Origin of the sequence: Pelomonas sp. Root1237 (assembly GCF_001425055.1) — a bacterium.
GTDB lineage: Bacteria > Pseudomonadota > Gammaproteobacteria > Burkholderiales > Burkholderiaceae_C > Pelomonas.
On sequence record NZ_LMDK01000018.1, the window covers coordinates 233201 to 252437 of the forward strand.

Here is a 19237-nt window from a genome sequence, read left to right on the forward strand (position 1 = left end):
CGGTTGAGGATTCAAGGAATGGGTCAACAGAGGTCAGGCGACGTCAACCATGCAAGCTGCGCAAGATTTCGACAAGAACGTCCGCAGAAAGAAGATCCTTCTCAAATATACGACGCTTGTTTTTGTCGCGTATGCCATCACACAGATTGCGACTCTGGGGGCCTACCTTGCAGGAATTTCTTCGGTCAGGCTTCCTGAGGTCTTGCTCCTTGCGTCGATATCGCTAGGTGTTACGGCGATATTCCTGCTGTGGATCAGGCTGAAGAATGTAGCTACCAAGAAATTCGCCAACTTCGTCTTCTTCGGCCAGTTTGCCGTCTGGCTCGTCATGTATTCGGCCTGGTTTCTCGTTCTCAGGGAAGTACGCGGCGCTGCGCTGTTTTGCGCCCTGATGGCGCTGTCGTTTCTCTTGTCGAACGCAAACCTGATCCAGTCCCTCATCGTTACTGCCAGCGCGACATTGCTGCAGATGGCCGGCTCATATGTTGCAATCGTTCATCTGAAGCAGCCTGGATCACTGGGTGTCGAGATTTTCTACGCACTCTGTTTTCTCCCCGCCGCCCTTTTTATCTGCAATCTTTCCGACCAGTATGCCCGTCAAAGATCCGAGGTGAAGGCGGCGAAAAGCGCTGCTGAACAAAGCCGGGACGCTGCGCACCAGCTCAATGCCGAACTGGAAAAGGCATTGAAGATGGTGCACGATATGTCGATTCATGACGAATTGACGGGCCTGTTCAATCGGCGCCATTTGATGGATGTGCTGTCCGTCGAGAAGAATCGCGCCGACCGCACCGGCCAGCTATTCTCAATCGTGGTTGTCGATATTGATCATTTCAAACTGGTCAACGACAGCTTTGGGCATCTCAAAGGAGATGAGGTGCTCAAGGAGGTGGCCAACGCACTGCAAAAGACTTTGCGTGGCTGCGATTTTTCAGCGCGCTTTGGCGGAGAGGAGTTCATGATGATCCTGGGGCAGGCGGGTGCAGATGGCGCAAAGGCCTGCGCAGAGAGAATCCGTCGGCTGATCGAAGCCATCAGATTCCCCGGATTTGGAGATGACTTCAAGGTCACGGTGTCGATGGGGCTGACCGAGTATCGGCCGGTGGAAGACATATCGGAATCGATCTCGCGCGCAGACCAGGCGCTTTACCGTGCCAAGAATTCCGGCCGTAACCGCGTCGAATATGCGAAACGCTGAAACGCGCGGCAGCCAGGGCCTTTGATTTGAATGGTGCGCGACTCAGCCGCGCCGGGTGCGGTGCCCATGCGCGCCGATCAGGCCGAGGCCCAGGAGCACCAGCGCCGCAGTAGCCGGCTCGGGCACGGTGCTGACGTCGAAGCTGAGATTGCCGCTGACCCACTGGCCCTCGGCGACGTTCAGCGCGAAGTCCTTGAAGCCCTCGCTGAACTCGATGCGCAGCTGGCCGTCGGCGCCAGCGCTGACGCCCAGGAGCGTCAGGTCAAGCGAGCCGGCGTAGCTGCCGCTGCCGCTGGTGCTGTCCAGGGCGCCCGGCGCGAAGGTGAACAAGTCCAGACCGCTGGAGTTGCCGAAGCTGAGCTGCATCTCCGACAACACGCTGGGCGCGAAAGCGTTCAGGTCCAGCGTCCAGGCCAGCGAGTTCAGTACCGCGTTGGCGCCGATGTCGATGAGCCAGACAGTGTTGCCCGCTTCGCCCAGCAGGTTGATGCTCTGCGCGCCGCTCACGTCGACGACGACGGGCGCGGCCTGGGCGGTGAGTCCGGCGAAAGCCAGGGTCGCCGCAGTGGCCAGGCGTTGGAGTTGCTTGTTCATGCCTTGGGTTCTCAGTTGGATGCCGCGGGGCGAGCGACGAAGACGACGGCCGTGCGGGCCGGCACGTTGAAGGCGCCGGTGGTGCGGTCGAACGTGGCTGCGCGAGCGTGCTGGTCGGCGGTGTGCGCCGGGTGCAGTTCCAGCGCGTGGCCGGCGAGCGTGGGCAGCGTGAGTTGCTTGGCGGTCTTGTCGACGTTGATCAGGTAGACGAGTTCATCAAAGTTGGCGCCCGGGTAGCCCACGCCGTTCAGGCGGCCGACCAGCACGGTGGCCTCCTGGTTGGAGCCGGTGTTCAGGAAGCTCAACCGCGCCTTGATGTCCTCGGCCGTGCGCAGGCGCAGCAGCGTGCTGCTCTTGCGGATGCGCAGCAGGTCGCGGAAGGCGTCGCGCGTCCAGGCGATGTCGTTGGGGTGGGGCTTGAGCAACGGGTTGGTCAGCAGCGGGCGGGCGAGGTTCCAGTTGTCGCCGTTGTCGCGCGAGGGCGGCAGGCCGACGCCGAAGTTGTTGTCGGCATAGCTCCAGTCCAGGCGGTTGAACCAGTCGCCGCTGTCGTAGCTGTTGCGGTCCAGGCTCTTGCTGCGCAGCGTGTCCACGCCGGCGTGGAAATAGGCCACGCCCTGGCTGAAGGCATTGATGGCGCTGGCCAGGATCTGCACGCGGGCGCGGTCCTCCTTGCTGGTGCCGGTGGGCAGGCGGAAGGCGTTGTTGTCGAACAGCGTCAGGTTGTCGTGGTTCTCCACGTAGTTGACGACTTCGCCGGGCTCCAGCACCCAGCCGGCCGGAATGCCGCCGACGTCGATCTGGTCCAGGCGCAGGTTGGCGTCCCAGCTCGTCTGCATCTGGAAGCTGCGGATGGAGCCGGCCAGCGAGGCCTTGAGGCGGTCGGCCTGCCACATCAGCGTGCCGCGGTTCTGGCCCGAAGCACTGGCGTTGGAGTCGTAGAAGTAGCCGTTGACGTAGCCCTGCTCGCTGACCAGCGCGTTGCCGGAGTCGCAGCAGCCGCCGCCGCGCACCGCGTCGCGGATCAGCGGGTTGAAGCTGCCGATGCCCGAGCCGTTGAGCGACAGCATCTCGGCCTGCACGAAGCGCGCGCCGTTGGCCACTTCACCGAAGTTCCAGCCCTCGCCGACGATCTGCACCTCGCGGCCGGTGGCGAGCTTGACGCGGGCCTTCAGCGCCTCGATGACCGAGCGTGGGTGGTGGCCCATGATGTCGAAGCGCAGCGAGCTGATGCGGTAGTCGCGCGTCCAGGTGACGGCCGAGTCGATCATCAGCTTGGCCATCATCAGGTTCTCGGCCGCGGTGTTCTCGCAGCAGGTCGAGCGCTCGATGCCGCCGGTCGCGCTGAGGCGGTAGTAGTAGCCGGGCACGACCTTGTCGAGCACCGAGCTGGCGTTCTGGCCCGACGAGGTGGTGTGGTTGAACACCACGTCCATGCCCACGCGCAGGCCGGCGGCGTTCAGTGCCTGCACCATGCGGCGGAACTCGACGACGCGGGTCAGCGGGTCGTTGGCATTGCTGGAGTAGCTGCCTTCGGGCGTGCTGAACTGCAGTGGGTCATAGCCCCAGTTGAAGCAGTCGGTGCCGGCAGTAGCCGCGACCGTGGCCTGCTGCGAGTCGCTGTCGGGCGCGCCGCTTGGGACGGGCGTCACGCAGCTCTTTTCGTTGACGCTGGCGATGTCGAAGACCGGCAGCAGGTGCACGTCGGTCAGGCCGGCTGCGGCCAGTGCCGTCAGGTGCTTCATGCCATTGGACTGGCTTTCGGTGAAGGCCAGGTATTTGCCACGCTTGGTAGCGGGCACGGTGGCGTCGTTGATCGAGAAGTCGCGGACATGCAGCTCGTAGATGCTCAGGTCCGACGGCGCGGCCACGGTGGTGGGCGGCGCGCTCTGGTCCCAGCCATTGGGCTTGGTGGCCTGGGCCTGCAGGTCCATGACAACGCTCTGCTGGCTGCCCAGGGTCAGGCCGAGGGAATAGGGGTCTGTGACGAGGTTCTTCACCAGGCCCGTGCCCTTGACGAAGACCTGCACCTGGTAGCGGTAGGTGGCGCCTTGCAGATGGCCTTGCTTGCTGAGGCTCCAGACGCCGGTGGCAGCGTCGCGCGCCATCGGCTCGGTAGTGGTGCGGGTCAGGCCCGAGTTGCCCAGGGCCGTCGTCAGCACCAGCGATACGTTCTGCGCGGTGGGTGCCCACAGCTTGAAGCTGGTGCTGCCATTGCTGGCGACGGCGCCGAGGTCGGGCACGTTGTTGGCGGCGGCATAGAGGTCGTCCAGCGCGCCGGCGATCTGGGCGGTGGTGGCGTTCTGCACCTTGCCGTTGGCGTCTTCCTGCACGAGCACGAGTTGCTGCTGGTGCAGGCTGGGCAGGCGAACCACGTCGGCTGCACGCACGTTGAAGACGGTGCCGCTGGCCACGTACTTGAAGCGCAGCGCGTCAGCGGCGGGCACGGTGCCGGTGAAGGCGTCCAGCGTGATGTAGCCGTCAGCGCCTTGCACCGGCGCTTCGAGGCCGACGCTGATCTGGCCAGTGGCCGAGTAATAGAGGCGAACCGGGCTGCTGGTGGCGATGCGCGGCCACTTCACCAGCGTCTTGTTCAGCCACACGGCGCGGGCATCGGTGCTGGAGACCTGGCGCAGGTCCGGCGGCGCGAAGTAGACGGTGGCGTCGCGCTCCACCAGCCAGATCTGGCCGACCTGGTTCTGGATGTTCAGCGCGGCGTACTCGACATGGATGTTGTCGTTGCGGCCATCCTTGTCGTTCTCGTTGGGCGGCATGCCATGGATGATGAATTCCAGGGCCTTGCGGTTCACGTCGCCCTGCGGGTTCAGCACGGGGATGTCGAACACGACTTCGCCGTCGCCAGCCGCGTAGCCGGGCATGGCGTTCAGCGGCACGGGCTGGCCCCAGTTCTCGATGTTGACGCCTGAGGGCAGTGCCGGAGCGTTCAGGCCGCTGCCGTTCCACAGATGCAGGCCCCAGGCGCTGTAGCCGCTGTCGAAGCGCTTGTAGTGCACGCGCAGGGTCTTGATGTCGGGCGCGGGCAGCAGCAGCGGGTTGCTGGCGTAGCTGGTGCTGTCGCCTGCCAAGCGCCAGATCTCGTTGGCGCCGGCCTGGAGCGCATAGCTCTGGTCGGCGCCGCCGTTGTCCTTGTTGTCGCCGTTGTGCAGCAGGAAGCCGACGGTGCCGCTGCCCGCGGCCAGGGGCACGTCGTAATAGACGCCGAAGTCGTCGCTGCCGGCCGCGTTCCAGCCGCCGTTCCAGTTCGGGCTTTGGGCGGCGTTCCAGGTGTGGATCTGCCAGCCGGCGTAGTCGCCGCCCGAGCGGCGGTAGTGCACGCGCAGCGAGGTGGCGGGTGCACCGGGCGTAGCCACGGCGGCAATCTTGGCGCGTGGCGCCTGCTGGGCGACTGGCACGCCGGCCAGCAGCTCAACGCCGCTGCTGTCTTCGGCTGCCGCGCTGCTGACGCTGCTCATGGTGGCCTGTGGTTCGACGCTCCCGCCGCCACAGGCCCCCAGCAGCGCCAGCGCGCCGATTGCCAAGCCCGTGATCGCCTGTCGCGCCTGCAGCGCCCAGCCTGCCCATGCCTTCATGTCGTGCACTCCTTGGAAGTGCGCGGATGCTATTGAAGCAAAACTACATATGGAAGCTGGTGAAATCCCGAGGGGAAGTTCATGAATTTCCACTACGTATAGAGAGATTCGCCCAGAAGGCTCATGGATCTATTTGATCTATGTGTAGTTTTATTTCAATCATGATGCCTTGCGTCTGGAAGGAAACGAAAGATGTGACGACTGAGGAAATCGTGAGGATGACTCACGACATGCGGGCAGCGCAGGACTAAGCTTCAACCAGGAGACTGCAGCGAGAGCAGGGGACTGCCATGAACAAGATCCGTACCTTGAGCGCCGCCCTGGCCGTGATCGCCACGGCGGTCGGCCTGAGTGGCTGCGCCGTCGAAACCAGGCCACCGCCGACCACCGACGTTTTCGTCGATTCCGCGTTCAAGCCGCCCAGCGTCCACATCGATGCGCAGGAGGCGCTGGCTCTGAGCCCGGCGATGAAGCGCTTCGCCGAGACGGAGATGGCCAGCGAGATCCGCAACAAGGGTCTGCGCGATGGCCTCATCGACGCCCTCTACACCAAGGGCCGGCTGCAGCTGGACTACGACGCCGAGAACACCCGCACGGCGGCCGAGGCCTTCGAGGCCAAGCGTGGCAACTGCATGTCGCTGGTGCTGATGACGGCGGCCTTCGCCCGCCACCTGAACATGCCGGTGCGCTTCAACAGCGTCTTCCTGGAAGAGAGCTGGACCCGTTCCAACGGCATCTTCTTCGTTGCCGGCCACGTCAACATCAGCCTGGCCCGGCCGCTGGCCGTCGGCCGCACAACCGTCTTCGGTGACCCGGAGCTGCTGACCATCGACTTCCTGCCGCCCGACCAGGTGCGTGGCCATCGCGGCCGGGTCGTCGACGAGTCCACCATCCTGGCGATGTTCCTGAACAACCGTGCTGCTGAGGCGCTGACGGTGGGCAAGGTTGATGACGCCTACTGGTGGGCGCGCGAGGCTATCCGCACCGATGCGCGCTGGCTGTCGGCCTACAACACCCTGGCCGTGCTCTACCGCCGCAAGGGCCTGATGGACCGCGCCGAGGCGACGCTGCGCCTGGTGCTGGATCGCGAGCCGCTCAACACCCAGGCGATGTCCAACCTTGTTCTCGTGCTCAGCGACACCGGTCGCCGGGAGGAGGCTCTGGTCTATTCCAACCAGCTCGCCCAGATCCAGCCCATTGCGCCCTACAAGTTCTTCGACGAAGGCTTGGCGGCCATGCGGGCGGGCGAGTACGCGGCCGCCCGCCAGCTGTTCCGCAAGGAGTTGGCGAGAGCAGCCTATGTGCCCGAGTTCCATTTCTGGCTGGGCCTGGCCAACTACGGCATGGGCGATGTGTCGGGTGCGCGCGGCGAGATCGCCAAGGCGCTGGAGAACAGCGCGACGGTCAAGGACCGTGAGATGTATGGCGCCAAGCTGGCCTGGCTGAACGAGATCCGCGAGCAGCAGCGCCAGCAGCGCATACCGCTCCGAGGGCCGGCGGGATCCTAGTCGCCATCAGATCGCAGCGAGCCCGTGCCGGGCTCGGGCCCGGGCACAAGCCTCGTCGCCAATGCCCATGGGCGCGCGCTCGCCGAACTCGCGGCAGGGCGAGGGGCGCCACTCGTGGATGCCGCAGCTGGCCTTCACACCCACCTTGCCGCTGAGTGCCGCGCAGCGCGGCTGGGCATGGTCGGTGCCGCGCATGCGCACCAGGCGCCCGGTGAGCTCCACCGCCAGGCCATCGGGCACGCGGCCGCCTTCGCTCTCCAGCTCGCTGCGGTCGAAGTCGACCCGAAAGCTCGCGCAGCAGGCGCCGCAGCTCAAACAGGGGTTGTCACTCATCCAGCCAGTGTAGGCAGCGGTGAGACACTGGATCGCTCCCACCTCATCCCAGCCCACCATGCGCGCATTCCTTGGCACCCTCCTGCTGCTGGCCGCCGGCGCAGCCCAGGCCGCGGATCTGACCGTCACCGTGATGGATCGCAACGGCAAGCCGCTGGCAGACGCCGTCGTGCTGGTCGACAGTGCGGTGCAGGGCCTGCGGCCCACCACGGTGATGGAGGCGACCGTCGTGCAGGAGAAGCTGCGCTTCGTGCCCACGGTCAGCGTCGTCGGCCTGGGCGCCAAGGTCAGCTTCAGCAACCTGGACACCTGGGACCATCACGTCATCCTCGGGCTGATGGGCGCCGGCGGTGTCTACGTCGACCCGGGCCAGAACACCCAGTTCCGACTCGCCGGCCGCGTTGGCAACAAGCCACCGGCCTCTGACAGCAAGGTGCTGAGCCAGCCCGGCGCCTATCTGCTGGGTTGCCACATCCACGGCTCCATGCGCGGCCACATCTACGTGGCCGACACGCCCTGGGCCAAGCTCGGCGGCGAGGACGGCAAGGCTGTGCTGCAGGGGCTGCCGGAAGGCCCGGCCCGGGTGCGCATCTGGCACCCCGACCAGCTCGTCGAAGGTTCGCCGACGGACGTGAAGATCGCCGCCACCGGCAGCGCGGTGACGATCACCACGCAGATTGCTCCGGCGCGCAAGAAGCGGCCCGCGGGCGATCCTTATTTCGGCGGCTGAACCGAGGCTCAGTGGGCAAAGGGGTTTGCGGTCGCGAACCACAGGCCGATGCCGGTGGCGATGATGAAGGCGCCATCGGTCACGCCGACCGCCAGGAAGAACTTGGTCTGCAGCTCGGGCGCGATCTCGGGCTGGCGAGCGATGCCCTCCAGCAGCTTCATGCTGGCCAGGCCGATGCCCAGGCAGGAACCGAAGGCGGGAATGCCGATCAGCAGCGCGACGGCGAGGGGCAGGACATCGAAGGCAGGCATCTTGATTACTCCTTTGTGTTGGCGAGAAGGAGTCTGGCCGCGTCACTGCGGCGCGTCGATGACCTCGGAAGTCATTGAGTTCAGTCGCCGGTTCAGGTCAACTGGAGGCTTCCTTCTTCCTTTTTGTCAGCCGCCTGCCGGCTCGCGCACGACGGTGACCGTGCAGTCCGACTCGGCCACGACCTGGCCCGACACGCTGCCCAGGTAGCGCCGCAGCGCCGACGCGCCGCGTGCGCCCATGACGATGTGGTCCACGCCGTTGCGGTGGGCGAAGTCGATGATGGCGCCGGCTGCGTCGGGCGCCTCCAGCACGTGGAAGGTCAGCCGCCCGTCTTCGAGGCTGAGCGCCTTGCTGATGGGCCGCGCCCAGTGCTTGAGCGCGATGAGCTGCTTCACATGCAGGCTCTGGCCATGCTGGTCGGTCAGCTCATCAATGCCGATGCGGTTCACGCGCATCACGGACACGCAGGCCAACCGTGCGCCGGCCTCGGTCTGCACGATGCGGCGCACCGTCTCGCAGAGCTGGGCCAGCAGCTCGGGCGTGGCGTTGTCCACGTCCACCGCCGCCATGACGATGGGGCTGCGCGCCAGTTGCTGGCCGGCCGGCGCCGCGGGCGCGGGTTCGGCGCCCAGCGCGAGGAACCAGCGCCTGAGCCGGCTCATGCTGCCGCTGACTTGCAGCTTCTCGGCGCGCGCGGTCAACGCCACGCCGGCGGGTTCGCGCAGGTCCAGCGCGAGCTGGGCGGCGCTCTGGTAGCGGCGCTCGGGCTTGACCTCCAGGCAATGCAGGATGACTTCCTGCAGCCAGGGCGGCAATTCGGGGCGGATGGCGCGCGGCGGTACGGGCTCGACGAAGAGGCGCCGGCGCAGGCCGCGCACCGAGTCCGGCTGGCCGAAGGGGCGCTCGCCGGTGGCCAGGTGATAGAGCATGACGCCCAGGGCGAACAGGTCGCTGCGCGGGTCGTTGCGCACGAACTGCACCTGCTCCGGGCTCATATAGGGCCCCGTGCCCATGGGCAGCGTGAACTCCTCTTCGAGCAGATCGGGCAGCTGCTCGTGCCGGCTCAGGCCGAAGTCGACCAGCACGGCCGTGCCGTCGGCGCGGAACATGATGTTGCTCGGCTTGATGTCCAGGTGCACGACATGCTGGCGGTGCAGCGCGGCCAGGGCCGTGGCGACGCGGGCGCCGATGTCGGCCACTTCCTCGGGCGGCAGCGGCGCATCGTCCAGCCGCGGGCGCAGCGTGTCGCCAGGAATGTGCTCCATGACGATGAAGGCCTGGCGTGTCCAGTCGCCGCGGGCGACGAACCGTGGCACATGCGGGCCGCTGAGCTGTGGCATCAGCATCTGCTCGACTTCGAAGCCGACGATGGTGGCCGGATCCTCGCCGCCCTTGATGCGCGGCACCTTCATCAGCAGTTCGATGCCGTCATCGGCCCCGCTGTCACTGCCTTCCACGCGGCTGACCCGCCACAGGTTGGCCATGCCGCCCTGGTGCAGGCGAGCCTCCAGCCGGAAATCGTCCAGCACCTGGCCCGCTTCTAGCGGAGCTGGCGGGGCGGGTGAGGCAGGGGCTGTCGTGCTCATCACTCTCCGCGGGTGAGGCGGCCGGCGAGACGCTCAGCTATCAGCGGCGGCAGGTCGGTTGCGCGCAGGGCCGCGACGGCCGCGTCAACGTCGTAGGCCACACGCTGGAAGGTGATGCGGGCATCGTCCAGATCGGACTTGCCGGGGTCGAGCAACGCGTAGCAGGCCGCCGGGTTGCCGTCACGCGGCTGGCCGCAGGAGCCGGGAATGACCAGCCACTGGCGGTGCGCCGGCAGCGGCATGGGCACGCCGGCCACCGGCCGGAAGTCGCCCGCCTTGCCGGTGCCGGAGAGGTGGAAGAGCATGGGCTCGTGCATATGGCCGCAGACCTGGATGCGCGCCGCGCTGGCGTGCAGGCTCTTCACGGCCTCGGCGCGGCCTTGCACGTATTCCCAGCCATTGGGATCGAAGGCATTGGCATGCACGAACAGGCAATGGCCCGGCTCGCCGTGAGCCTGCAACGGCAGCCGCGCGAGAAAGCGCAACTGGTCTTCGCTCAGCTGGGCGCGCGTCCAGTCGATGACCGCGCGGGCATCGGGGTGCATGCCCGGGGTGCCGCCATGGACCACGGCTTCATCGTGGTTGCCCTGCACGGCGATGGCGCCATCGGTGACCAGGGCCATGACCTGATCGACCACCCAGGCCGGGTCGGCGCCGTAGCCGACGAAGTCGCCCAGCAGCGCATAGCGCGTGGCGCCCTGGGCCCGCGCGTCCGCCAGGACGGCTTGCAGGGCCTGTTTATTGGCATGAATGTCTGTGATGAAAGCCCAACGCATGGGCCGCAGCTTGCCACGAAGGGCTGACGCCGGCCCAACACCGGGTCAGGGGGAAGCGAGATCGGGGCGGATATCGGCCAGGGATGCGAGCAGGCGTTGCGCGGTTGCCGGGTCGCGCGGGGCCAGCGCTTGCGCGATTCGGCGCAGCGGTTCGGCAGCGGGCTGGAAGTCGGGGCTTCGGCGCAGTACGGCCAGCAGCGGCGGGCCGACGCGGGCCAGCATGACGGCCGGGTCTGCGCTGGGTGTGGTGCGGCGGCCCAGGTCCAGGTAGTCGCGGCGGGCCTGGGTGTAGGCCGAGAGGCGCGCGGCCGCTGCGGCATCCGGCTGGGCGAGCAGCGTGCCCATGTCGACACTCACCTCGCCAAGCAGCGCCAGCAGGCGGTCGCGCGGTGCGGAGTCGGGCGCATAGGTGACGCGGGGTGCGCGGTAGGCCACCCAGGGGCGGTCGTCGGTGTTCAGCGGCGCGTCCGCGGCGAGGCGGCGCAGCGCTGGGGCATCGGCGATGAAGCTGCCGAGCACGGCGAAGCTGTCGCCAAGGCCGAAATGACCCGCCAGCGCCGGCGCAACCCTCGGCGCAAAGCGGGTACCGCCGGTTCGCCCGACAAGGCCCAGCGTGGGCGTGTCCAGGCTGTTGCTGGCGAGGACGGCGGCGCCGTCGGGGAAAGCTTGCAGGAAGGCCGCCGTGATGCTGCGCAGCGTTTCCAGGTCGAGCTGGTGCAGCGGCAGCCATTGGCAGAACAGGCCTTGCGGCGCAAGCCGCTCGCGCACGGCGCGGAAATGTTCGACCGTGTAGAGAGCACCCGAGCCGCTGCGGGCGGGATGGAAGTTGTCGGAGACGATGACGTCGTAGTGGTGCGCGGTGGTGCGTACGAAGCGGCGCGCATCGGCGGCACGCAGGCGCGGGCTGGGGCCTTCGCCCAGCGCGGGGCGGAACAGCGCGGAGGCTTCGATGACTTCGGGCAGCAGTTCGACGGCCTCCACCTGCACGCCAGGCAGCCGCGCGGCCACGCCGGCCGTGATGCCCGAGCCCAGGCCGAGGAAGAGGGCGCGCTGCGGCGCCGGATGCAGCAGCAGCGGCAGCAATGCCTGGCGGCCATCGACATGCAGCGTCGCGCTGCTGCCTTCCTGCTGGCGGTTGTTGATGCGCAGCCGCGCCACGCCCGTGGCGTCCTCGACGACGCTGACGGCGGCCATCGCGCCCTCGCGGTAGCTGAGGATGCGGCCGCCTTCGGGCTGGTCGACGAAGGCCAGCGGCGGCGCCAGTACGGCAAGCGCTGCGGTGGCGGCGGCAGGCAGCGACCAGCCGAAGCTGCGCCACGCAGGCAGGAGCAGCAGATAGCCCACTGCGACGAGGATCAAGGCGAGTTTGGGGCCGAGGGCGGGCGCGATGAGCACGCCGAACAGCGGCGCGGCCAGCGTGGCGCCCAGCGTGTTGACGCCGAGTGCGCGGCTGAACGCGATGCCGGCCGCGGACGCGTCGGCGCTGAGCTGGCAGAACAGCGCGCCCATCAGCAGCGTCGGCAGCGCGAACACGGCGACGGCGAGCACAGCCTCGGTGGCCAGTGCTGCGGCCAGCGTCTCAGGCTGCAACCATGACTTGATCGCGTCGGCGCTCCACAGCGTGGCCATGCCGAGGAGGATGCTCACGGCCAGGGCCTGCAGCAGGCGCGGCGCGTTGCGCAGCGCTGGCCAGCGTGCATGGGCTGCGGCGCCCAGCGCGCTGCCAGCGAGATAGACGGCCAGCAGCAGCGCGAAGGTGTAGACGGTGTCCTCGGCCACCTGGCTGAGCACGCGCACGGCCAGCACTTCGTAGGCGATGCCCAGCAGGCCAGTCAGCGCAAGCATCGCCAACGGTCGACGTGACGTTGGCCTGGACAAGGATGGCGCCGGGCGGGCTTGCAGAGCGACGCGGGCCAGCAGGGCGCAGCCCAGGTTGAGCGCCACGCACAGGCCGGCGCTGCGGGTCAGCCCCCAATCCGGGATCAACCAGAAGGCGGTGGCCAGCACGCCGGCGACGGCGCCCAGTGTGTTCGCGGCGTACAGCGGCGCGACGCCGGCAGTACCGATGCGCGCCATGGCCGGCAGCGTGGCGCCCATCGCGGCGGTGGCCGGCAGCAGCAGGAGAAAGCTTGCTGCAAAGGCAACGCTCCATTGCCACAGCGGCGCGGCGTCGGGGCCGATCAGCGCGAGCGCTGCATTGCTGGCCATGGGCATGGCAGCCATCAGCACGGCACCCCAGATGCCGATCAGCGCCTCGCAGGCGGCGTACCAACGCAGCGGCCTCGCGCTGGCCTCGATGCGGCGGCCCAGCAGCAATGACCCCAGCGACAGCCCGCCAAAGAAAGCGGCGACGACAGCGAGCACGGCGGCCGATTCATGGCCCAGCACGAGGCCGAGCTGCTGCGTCCAGACGATCTGGTAGCCCAGCCCGGCAAAGCCGGACGCGGCCATCAGCAGTAAAGCCAGATGCTTCAAGAGTTGAAGCTCAGCGTGTAGCCCCAGCTCTCCAACCGTGTCGGGATGGCGTTGAAGGCCAGGCTGATGCGCCGCCCGCCAGCATTGGGCGGCACGGCGTGCATCAGATAGCTGGGGAACAGCACCATGTCGCCCGGGCTGGGCGCGGGGCCGACCCATTTCTCGGCGTTGTAGGGGCCCGTCGTCACGCCGGCGTGGTCGTTCTTCAGCGCGAAGTCATGGCCGCCGGGCGACTTCATGAAGACGGTGCGGGCCGAGTCGTCGGTCGCGGTCAGGTAGACCACACCGGAGGCAAAACTGTTGGCGTGGTTGTGCATGGCCTGGCGCCCGCCGGCGTCCAGCACGTTGACCCACATCTCCTTGATGGCCCAGCCCAGGGTCTCGCCGAAGAGGTGGCGGCCGAACTCGGCGATCTTGGGTGTGATCAGCGCCGCGGCCTGCACAAGCAACGGGCTATCGCCGGGCTGCAGCATCTGGGTGTGCGACAGGGCTCCCGAGCTATTGTTGGCCTGCAGCGCGCGAGTGCTGAAGTGGTCGATCAGCGCATTGACGAGGGGCACGGGCAGCACGCCCGGCGCGCGCAGCAGCGGCACCGGGAAAAGGCCGATGACTTCGTCTGTCATGCCAGAACTGCCGCGATGCGCAGCCACGACCAGTAAGCCGCGGCGCTGCCGATCATGTAGAGCAGCACCGTGCGCAGCCGCTGCGTGGCCGGCCAGCGGGCGCTGAGGCGCCACAGGCACCAGCAGAAGCCGACAGTCATCAGCTGGCCCAGTTCGACGCCGACGTTGAAGGTCAGCAGCGCGACCAGCAGATGGTTCTCGGGCAGGCCGATTTCCTTCAGCGCGCCGGCAAAGCCCAGGCCGTGCACGAGGCCGAACAGGAAGGCGACCAGGGCTGGCCAGCGCCCCGCCAGGGTGTCGCGCTTGTGCAGCGCCTCGCCAGCCACCAGAACGATGGATAGCGCGATGCTGGCCTCCACCGGTGCCGAGCGCAGCGTCAGCAGCCCCAGGGCGCTGCTCGCCAGCGTCAGGCTGTGGGCGGCCGTGAAGGCGGTGATAGTCCAGACCAGGCGGCGGCGAAAGCCGACGAGGAACAGCAGGCCAATGACGAAGAGCAGGTGGTCGATGCCGCCGAGGATGTGCTCGACGCCCAGCAGCGTGTAGGCGCTGGCGATCTCGCCCATGCCGCGCGGGTCGTTGGCGGCACCGTAGAGCTGCACCGTGGGCTGGGCCTTGGTCAGCGTGTAGACGCGGGTGTCGCCGTTCATCCAGACGACCTTGACGACGGCCGCGGAGTAGCGTTCGCCGACGCCCTTGACCGACATCGTGCCGGCCAGGCCTTGCTCGCCGCAGCGCAGCGCATTGGCCTGGGCCGCGCAGCCTTGGGGCCATACGGGCGTCAGATCCTGTCCCACCGGGCGCTTTTCGCCCGCCGACCACTGCCAGACGAATTCGCCGCGCTGCGTTTCGCGCAACTGCAACTCGGCCATGCTCATCTCGTGTGCCGAGGCGGGCAGGGCGGCGGCCGCAACGGCGAGCCACAGCATGGCACGCAGCCAGATCCACCCGCGCTTCATGGGGCAGTCGCCTCCACCTTGACGGTGTATTTCCTGGCGAGGGCTGCCACTGCGGCGCTGCGTTGGGCGGCCAGGGTCGCGTCCGTCCAGTCCTGCAGCACCACGCCGCGCAGCGCCTCGAAGCTGGCCGGTCTGGCGCCGCTGCTGGCGTCCAGCCGCACGGCGTGCCAGCCCTCGCGCGACTGGAGCGCCAGCCATTGGCCCGCGGTGGCTCCTTCCAGTGCCTTCGCGAAGTCCTCGCCATAGCTCTGTAAAAGGTTGCTGTGCGGCCTCCCCTTGAAGACGCGCAACCCGGCCTTGGTGTCGCCCGGCACGCCGTTGTTCAGCAGGTCGACGAAAGCGCGCACGGTCGCCTCGTTCGCCTCGCCGCCCAGCACGGCCTCCTGGAAGTCGAACCGAGCCGGCTCGTCGTAGCGGGCGCGGTGTTTCTCGAACCAGTCGCGCAGCACCGGCTCCTTGACCGGCGGCAGCTGGGTGCCGCCGTCGACCACGCTGAGCGCCTTGAAGATGACGCGTTCTCGGATCGCGGTGTCGCCTTTGTCGAGCTGCAGCGCCAGGCCTTCGCGGTAGAGCACCTCGTTGTCGAGCCAGACCTTGCGCAGCGCGGCGGTCTCTTCGGCGTTGGGCTCATGGCCGCGCTTGGCTTTGAACAGCTCGCGGGCCTCGCGATCGACTTCGGCGCTGATGACGATCTCGTTGGACCCCGCGGTGTCGCGGTTGAGCAGGCGGTCGGCGCCGAACAGGGCAGCGCCCAGCAGCAGGAAGTGCAACAGCGGTTCGCGGGTCCAGTTCGGCAGGCCGGATAGGCGGGGCGGCGCCTTGGCGGTGGGGGTCAAGGAAAGCTGGGCGGACATCGGTCTCTGGGGGCGGGGCACAGGCGGCGGATGCTATCGACGCTGCAAGACAAATTGACGACAAGCGTGGCCGCTGGGGACGCGCACGCGCGACGAAAAAAAGGGCGCCGCATCGCTGCGGCGCCCTGGCAAGTGTTGTCGGGAGCAGGGCTCCCGGCTCCTTTACTTGACGCCTGCGACGGCGACCGAATTGGCCACTTCGACGTAGATCGGGTTGCTGTAGAACCAGAGGTCGGCCCAGGCCGCGACGTCGTAGGACACCGCCTTCTGGCCCACGATCGGGTTGCCCGCGCCGGTGGCCGTGGCCAGGTGAGCCGGGCAGCCGTTGATGGTGCCGTTGGCCTGCGTCCAGGTTGCGCCAGCGGCCGGCAGGTTGGTGGCTACCGTCGTACAGGGGATGCGAAGCATCGTCGTGTCGTTGGCGTTGGTGAACAGGTCGGCCAGCGGGTTGCCGTTGGCGTCCGTCTCGTAGGGCACGGCAGCCGGCATGTTGGTGCCGCGCAGGCGCACGTACTGCGAGGCCTGGACCGCCGGGATGCGCAAGCTCATCTTCAGGAAGACGCTGTTGTCCACGCCTGACGACACTTGAGTCCAGGCCGAGCCGCCGTTGCCGCTGAAGGTCTTCAGGATGGCGGCCGACGTGTTCTTGGCGGCGGCCGGCACGGCCGACAGGCCTGCGGTGCTGCCGTCGGCGCGCAGCCAGTCGGTGTTACGCGGCCATTCGCCGGCGTAGTCGGCCGAGCCGGGCGTCCTGTAGCCGGTCACGAGGCCACGGACGACGTCGACGTGGTCCAGCACCGGCTTGTTGATCGGCTGGTTGATGCCGACCTGCAGCAGCGATGGGTTCGGGAACGAGTAGGGGGCGAAGTTCGCACCGTCCGGGTCGCGCAGCACGACGGCCACGACGATCTCGGCACCAGGGCGGACCGCGAGCTTCTCGCCCATGGTGGCGCAGCCGGTCTTGTCGATGTCGGTGGCGTTGGTCGCCGCGGCGACGGCAATCGCCTCGACGGAGGCGTTCGTCCGGGCGGCGATGCCCGGGTACGAAGCGCAGGCCACGAACGCCAGGCGGTCGATCAGCTGGCCGGAGGCCGCCCAGGCGTTGCCGGTGCGCAGTCCGTCGACGATGGTCTGCGGGCGCAGCTTGTCGGCACCGTTGCGGACCAGCACGTGTGTGCGCTGGTATTCGCCGGGGTAGAAGTCCTGCGACGAGCGGCGGTCATCCGGGCCGAATTGGCCGCGGTTGTGCCAGTCGGAGCTGGCGAAGAACCAGAAGCCGCGGCCTTCGCCGAGCAGGGCGTCCCAGACGCCGCCGACCTGGCCTGCATAGACGCCGGTGCCGCCGTAGGTGGTGCCGCCGACGGAGTCGGTCAGCACGCCGCCGATATTGTTGCGCTTGACCTGGTACTCACCGCGGTTGTCAGACGCGCCGTGGCCCGGCTGCGACTCGAAGCCGAAGGCGACGTTGGGCGCGGCGTTGTTGAAGTTGCGCAGGTGCTCGATGTTGTAGCCGTTGTTGCCGTTCGGGTTGAACGGGCCGGCGCGCTCCAGGTGGGCGGGCACGTAGTAGCTGGCATTGCCGTGGAAGTTCGCCATCCACTTCATGGCTTCGACGGTCTTGAGGTGGCCGCGCGTGCCGACGCCGGTGCCGGTGGCGGGAATGAGCTTCTGGCCGGTGGCGCTCCAGCCCAGGGTGGCGGAGGTGGAATCGGCGCTGTTCGGGTTGGCGCAAGTCCAGTTGTTGCCCGTGCTCGAGCCGGTCACGTTGCCGCGACTGGTATCGGTGTCGTTGCGGTCGAAGCAGTAGGACCACTGGGCCAGCGCGTTGGCGTTGCCGAGCGGCGAATAGCCGGGGGCGGTGGGCAGCGTGACGGAGTCGACGGAGGCCGGCATCTGGCCAGTGATCACCGACATCGAGCTGTGCTCATGGCCGGCGACGACGGACTCCAGGCCGAGGAACAGCGGCAGGTTCTTCTGGGCCGCGAGGTACTCGATGACGGGGTACTGGTACTCCTGCAGCGACTGCCAGCGCCACATGTTGCCCGTGCCGCCGACGCCGCCGCCGTTGCCCTTGAGGTTGGCCGCGCCGATGCTGTTGGCCCAGGTCGTCGTCGGGCCCTGGCCGGCGACATAGGGGAAGGCCGGCGTGGACAGCGAAGCGTCCTCGACCAATGTGCAATTGCGGTTGCCATTGCCGCCGTGGCCGGCCTGCACGAACCAGTCCAGGCCCCATGGCGTCTCGGACTTGTCGGTGACCTTCTTCACCAGCTTCTGCATCGAGATCGAGCCGTCCGAGCAGGTGGTGTGGTTGTGGAAGTCACCGGAGACGTATTTGCCCGGCGTCTTGCCTGCGGCGGTGGCGACGGTCGGCACGATGACGACGATGCTGCTGAGGGCAGCCACGGCGGCCAAGGCGATCTGGCTCTTGGTGAAATAGTGGGGCATGGAAGCGGCTCCGAAAGGGAATAGGGGAGGCGTGGAACGGGGCGGATGCTAGGAAGCGGCCGTGACCCTGGCGTGACGGCATCGCGACGCTGCTGAGACGCGTTCAGGGCAAGCCGGCGAAGTCGACGTTGAGCGTGGCGTTGACGGGCTCGGCAGACTCGAAGATGAGCCGCAGGGGATAGCTGCGGCCGATCTGCAGCGGCTGCTGCAGATCGAGCAGCTCGATGTGCAGGCCGTCCTCGGTCAGCTCCAGCGTCTGGCCTGGTTGGATCGGCAGGGACAAGTCTTGCGCCTTGGCGGGTGCGCCGGGCCCGGCCAGGCGTGCTCCAGCAGCCACCGGCGTTTCGACGCCGATCAAGCGATCCGCGCGCTGCACCTCATCGAAGCGCATGCACAGCACAGCCGTGTCGGCGTCGACGCGGGCGGTGCGAGTCCAGGGGTGCCAGATGCGCAGATGGCTGCTGAAGAACTCGCAGGCCCGTGCCGGGCGGGCCAAGCCCAGGTAGGCAGCGCTGGCGGCGAGCAGCAGGCGGCGGCGGGGCAGGGGAGAGGCGGGCATGGGCGGCAACCATCGCAGGCGCAGGTGACGGCGCTGTGACGAAGGCGATGACTCTCGGGCGTCACGCGCCTGTCGTCTTTGACCACCACACTCCGGCCCGATTCAAACGCAGCGGCGTTCTTCCATTTGCCGCCTCAACCTTCAAGCTCTGGAGTTTTCAATGAAGCTCGCCACTCTCGCCCTGGCCCTTGGCCTGGCCTCGCCGGCTTTCGCGGCCGCTCCGCTGTCCGTGGACTTTGAAAAGAACTGGTCCTATGGCGACGAGGTGGCCAACACCTACGCGGCCGACGGCGTGACCTTCACCAATGTGCTGGGGCTGTCCAACGACGCCAACTTCAGCTACTTCGGCAATGCACCGTCGCCGCTCGGCGTGGCCTTCGTGCAGCTCGATGGGGTCGTCAATACGGCTGCCTACATGAATGTCGCCGCTGGCGTTGCCGGTGGGCTGAGCTTCTACTACGCCGGCACCGACACGGCCACCATCAGCGCCTATTCGGGCCTGAACGGTTCAGGCTCGCTTCTGGGCACCATCACGCTGACCGCGACCGGTGACTACTCGACCTGGTCCCAGAAGATCCTGAGCTACAGCGGCACGGCACTGTCCTTCGACCTGACTGGCACGAACGGCGTTGCCGCGCTGGACAACATCTCCGCCGTCCCCGAGCCGAGCAGCATCGCACTGCTGCTCGCCGGTGGCGCCCTGGTGCTGGCCCGCCGCCGTCGCGCCTGATCAGCGAGCGCCAAAGAAAAAGCCGGCT

Annotated in this window: 16 protein-coding genes; 4 read left to right on the forward strand and 12 right to left on the reverse strand. The window is 67.7% G+C overall.

Translation table 11 applies throughout. The annotated features are described in order from the left end of the window. Positions 1 to 49: 49 nt before the first annotated feature. The gene (locus ASC91_RS21730) at positions 50 to 1198 is read left to right on the forward strand and encodes a GGDEF domain-containing protein (protein ID WP_056201836.1); all 1149 of its coding nucleotides are present in this window, start codon (positions 50 to 52) and stop codon (positions 1196 to 1198) included. A 42-nt stretch (positions 1199 to 1240) separates the two neighbouring features. On the opposite strand, the gene ASC91_RS21735 is transcribed toward ASC91_RS21730, so the two are convergent. Next, positions 1241 to 1792, reverse strand: coding sequence for a PEP-CTERM sorting domain-containing protein (locus tag ASC91_RS21735; protein WP_056201838.1), 552 nt, complete (start codon positions 1790 to 1792; stop codon positions 1241 to 1243). An 11-nt stretch (positions 1793 to 1803) separates the two neighbouring features. Next, complete coding sequence (locus ASC91_RS21740) at positions 1804 to 5382, reverse strand: alpha-1,6-glucosidase domain-containing protein (RefSeq protein ID WP_082532902.1); 3579 nt, start codon at positions 5380 to 5382, stop codon at positions 1804 to 1806. Positions 5383 to 5672: 290 nt separating this feature from the next. Between ASC91_RS21740 and ASC91_RS21745 the strand changes: the two genes are divergently transcribed. Next, a complete protein-coding gene (locus ASC91_RS21745) occupies positions 5673 to 6890 on the forward strand; it encodes a tetratricopeptide repeat protein (protein WP_056201840.1) in 1218 nt (405 codons plus the stop codon). Positions 6891 to 6896: 6 nt separating this feature from the next. Here the strand turns inward: ASC91_RS21745 and ASC91_RS21750 are convergent, their stop codons facing one another. Further along, the gene (locus ASC91_RS21750) at positions 6897 to 7223 is read right to left on the reverse strand and encodes a YkgJ family cysteine cluster protein (protein ID WP_056201843.1); all 327 of its coding nucleotides are present in this window, start codon (positions 7221 to 7223) and stop codon (positions 6897 to 6899) included. A 58-nt stretch (positions 7224 to 7281) separates the two neighbouring features. On the opposite strand from ASC91_RS21750, the gene ASC91_RS21755 reads away from it, so the two are divergent. Then, positions 7282 to 7953, forward strand: a complete 672-nt coding sequence (locus tag ASC91_RS21755; RefSeq protein ID WP_056201846.1) for a hypothetical protein — start codon at positions 7282 to 7284, stop codon at positions 7951 to 7953. Between the two features lie 8 nt (positions 7954 to 7961). Here the strand turns inward: ASC91_RS21755 and atpE are convergent, their stop codons facing one another. The 9 genes from atpE to ASC91_RS21800 form a co-directional block, all read right to left on the reverse strand. Continuing rightward, complete coding sequence (gene atpE, locus ASC91_RS21760) at positions 7962 to 8204, reverse strand: F0F1 ATP synthase subunit C (protein WP_056201848.1); 243 nt, start codon at positions 8202 to 8204, stop codon at positions 7962 to 7964. A 126-nt stretch (positions 8205 to 8330) separates the two neighbouring features. After that, positions 8331 to 9791: a bifunctional serine/threonine-protein kinase/universal stress protein gene (locus ASC91_RS21765; protein WP_056201851.1), complete on the reverse strand. Its 1461-nt coding sequence runs from the start codon at positions 9789 to 9791 to the stop codon at positions 8331 to 8333. After that, positions 9791 to 10567, reverse strand: coding sequence for a metallophosphoesterase (locus ASC91_RS21770; RefSeq protein WP_056201854.1), 777 nt, complete (start codon positions 10565 to 10567; stop codon positions 9791 to 9793). The genes ASC91_RS21765 and ASC91_RS21770 overlap by 1 nt, the downstream gene beginning before the upstream one ends. A 45-nt stretch (positions 10568 to 10612) precedes the next feature. Continuing rightward, entirely contained in the window at positions 10613 to 13042 is a 2430-nt protein-coding gene (locus tag ASC91_RS21775) for a fused MFS/spermidine synthase (protein ID WP_235532055.1), read from the reverse strand. Continuing rightward, positions 13039 to 13665 (reverse strand): TIGR02466 family protein, encoded by a 627-nt coding sequence (locus tag ASC91_RS21780; protein WP_056201857.1) that lies wholly within the window; start codon positions 13663 to 13665, stop codon positions 13039 to 13041. Before ASC91_RS21780 ends, ASC91_RS21775 begins: the two co-directional genes overlap by 4 nt. Further along, positions 13662 to 14621, reverse strand: coding sequence for a HupE/UreJ family protein (locus ASC91_RS21785; protein WP_056201859.1), 960 nt, complete (start codon positions 14619 to 14621; stop codon positions 13662 to 13664). The genes ASC91_RS21780 and ASC91_RS21785 overlap by 4 nt, the downstream gene beginning before the upstream one ends. Further along, a complete protein-coding gene (locus ASC91_RS21790) occupies positions 14618 to 15457 on the reverse strand; it encodes a peptidyl-prolyl cis-trans isomerase (protein ID WP_235532056.1) in 840 nt (279 codons plus the stop codon). Before ASC91_RS21790 ends, ASC91_RS21785 begins: the two co-directional genes overlap by 4 nt. A 180-nt stretch (positions 15458 to 15637) precedes the next feature. Further along, the gene (locus ASC91_RS21795) at positions 15638 to 17920 is read right to left on the reverse strand and encodes a hypothetical protein (protein ID WP_056201865.1); all 2283 of its coding nucleotides are present in this window, start codon (positions 17918 to 17920) and stop codon (positions 15638 to 15640) included. A gap of 103 nt (positions 17921 to 18023) precedes the next feature. After that, positions 18024 to 18479, reverse strand: coding sequence for a copper chaperone PCu(A)C (locus tag ASC91_RS21800; protein ID WP_056201867.1), 456 nt, complete (start codon positions 18477 to 18479; stop codon positions 18024 to 18026). 160 nt (positions 18480 to 18639) lie between these two features. Between ASC91_RS21800 and ASC91_RS21805 the strand changes: the two genes are divergently transcribed. Then, positions 18640 to 19209: a PEP-CTERM sorting domain-containing protein gene (locus ASC91_RS21805; protein ID WP_056201870.1), complete on the forward strand. Its 570-nt coding sequence runs from the start codon at positions 18640 to 18642 to the stop codon at positions 19207 to 19209. The last annotated feature ends 28 nt before the right edge of the window (positions 19210 to 19237 follow it).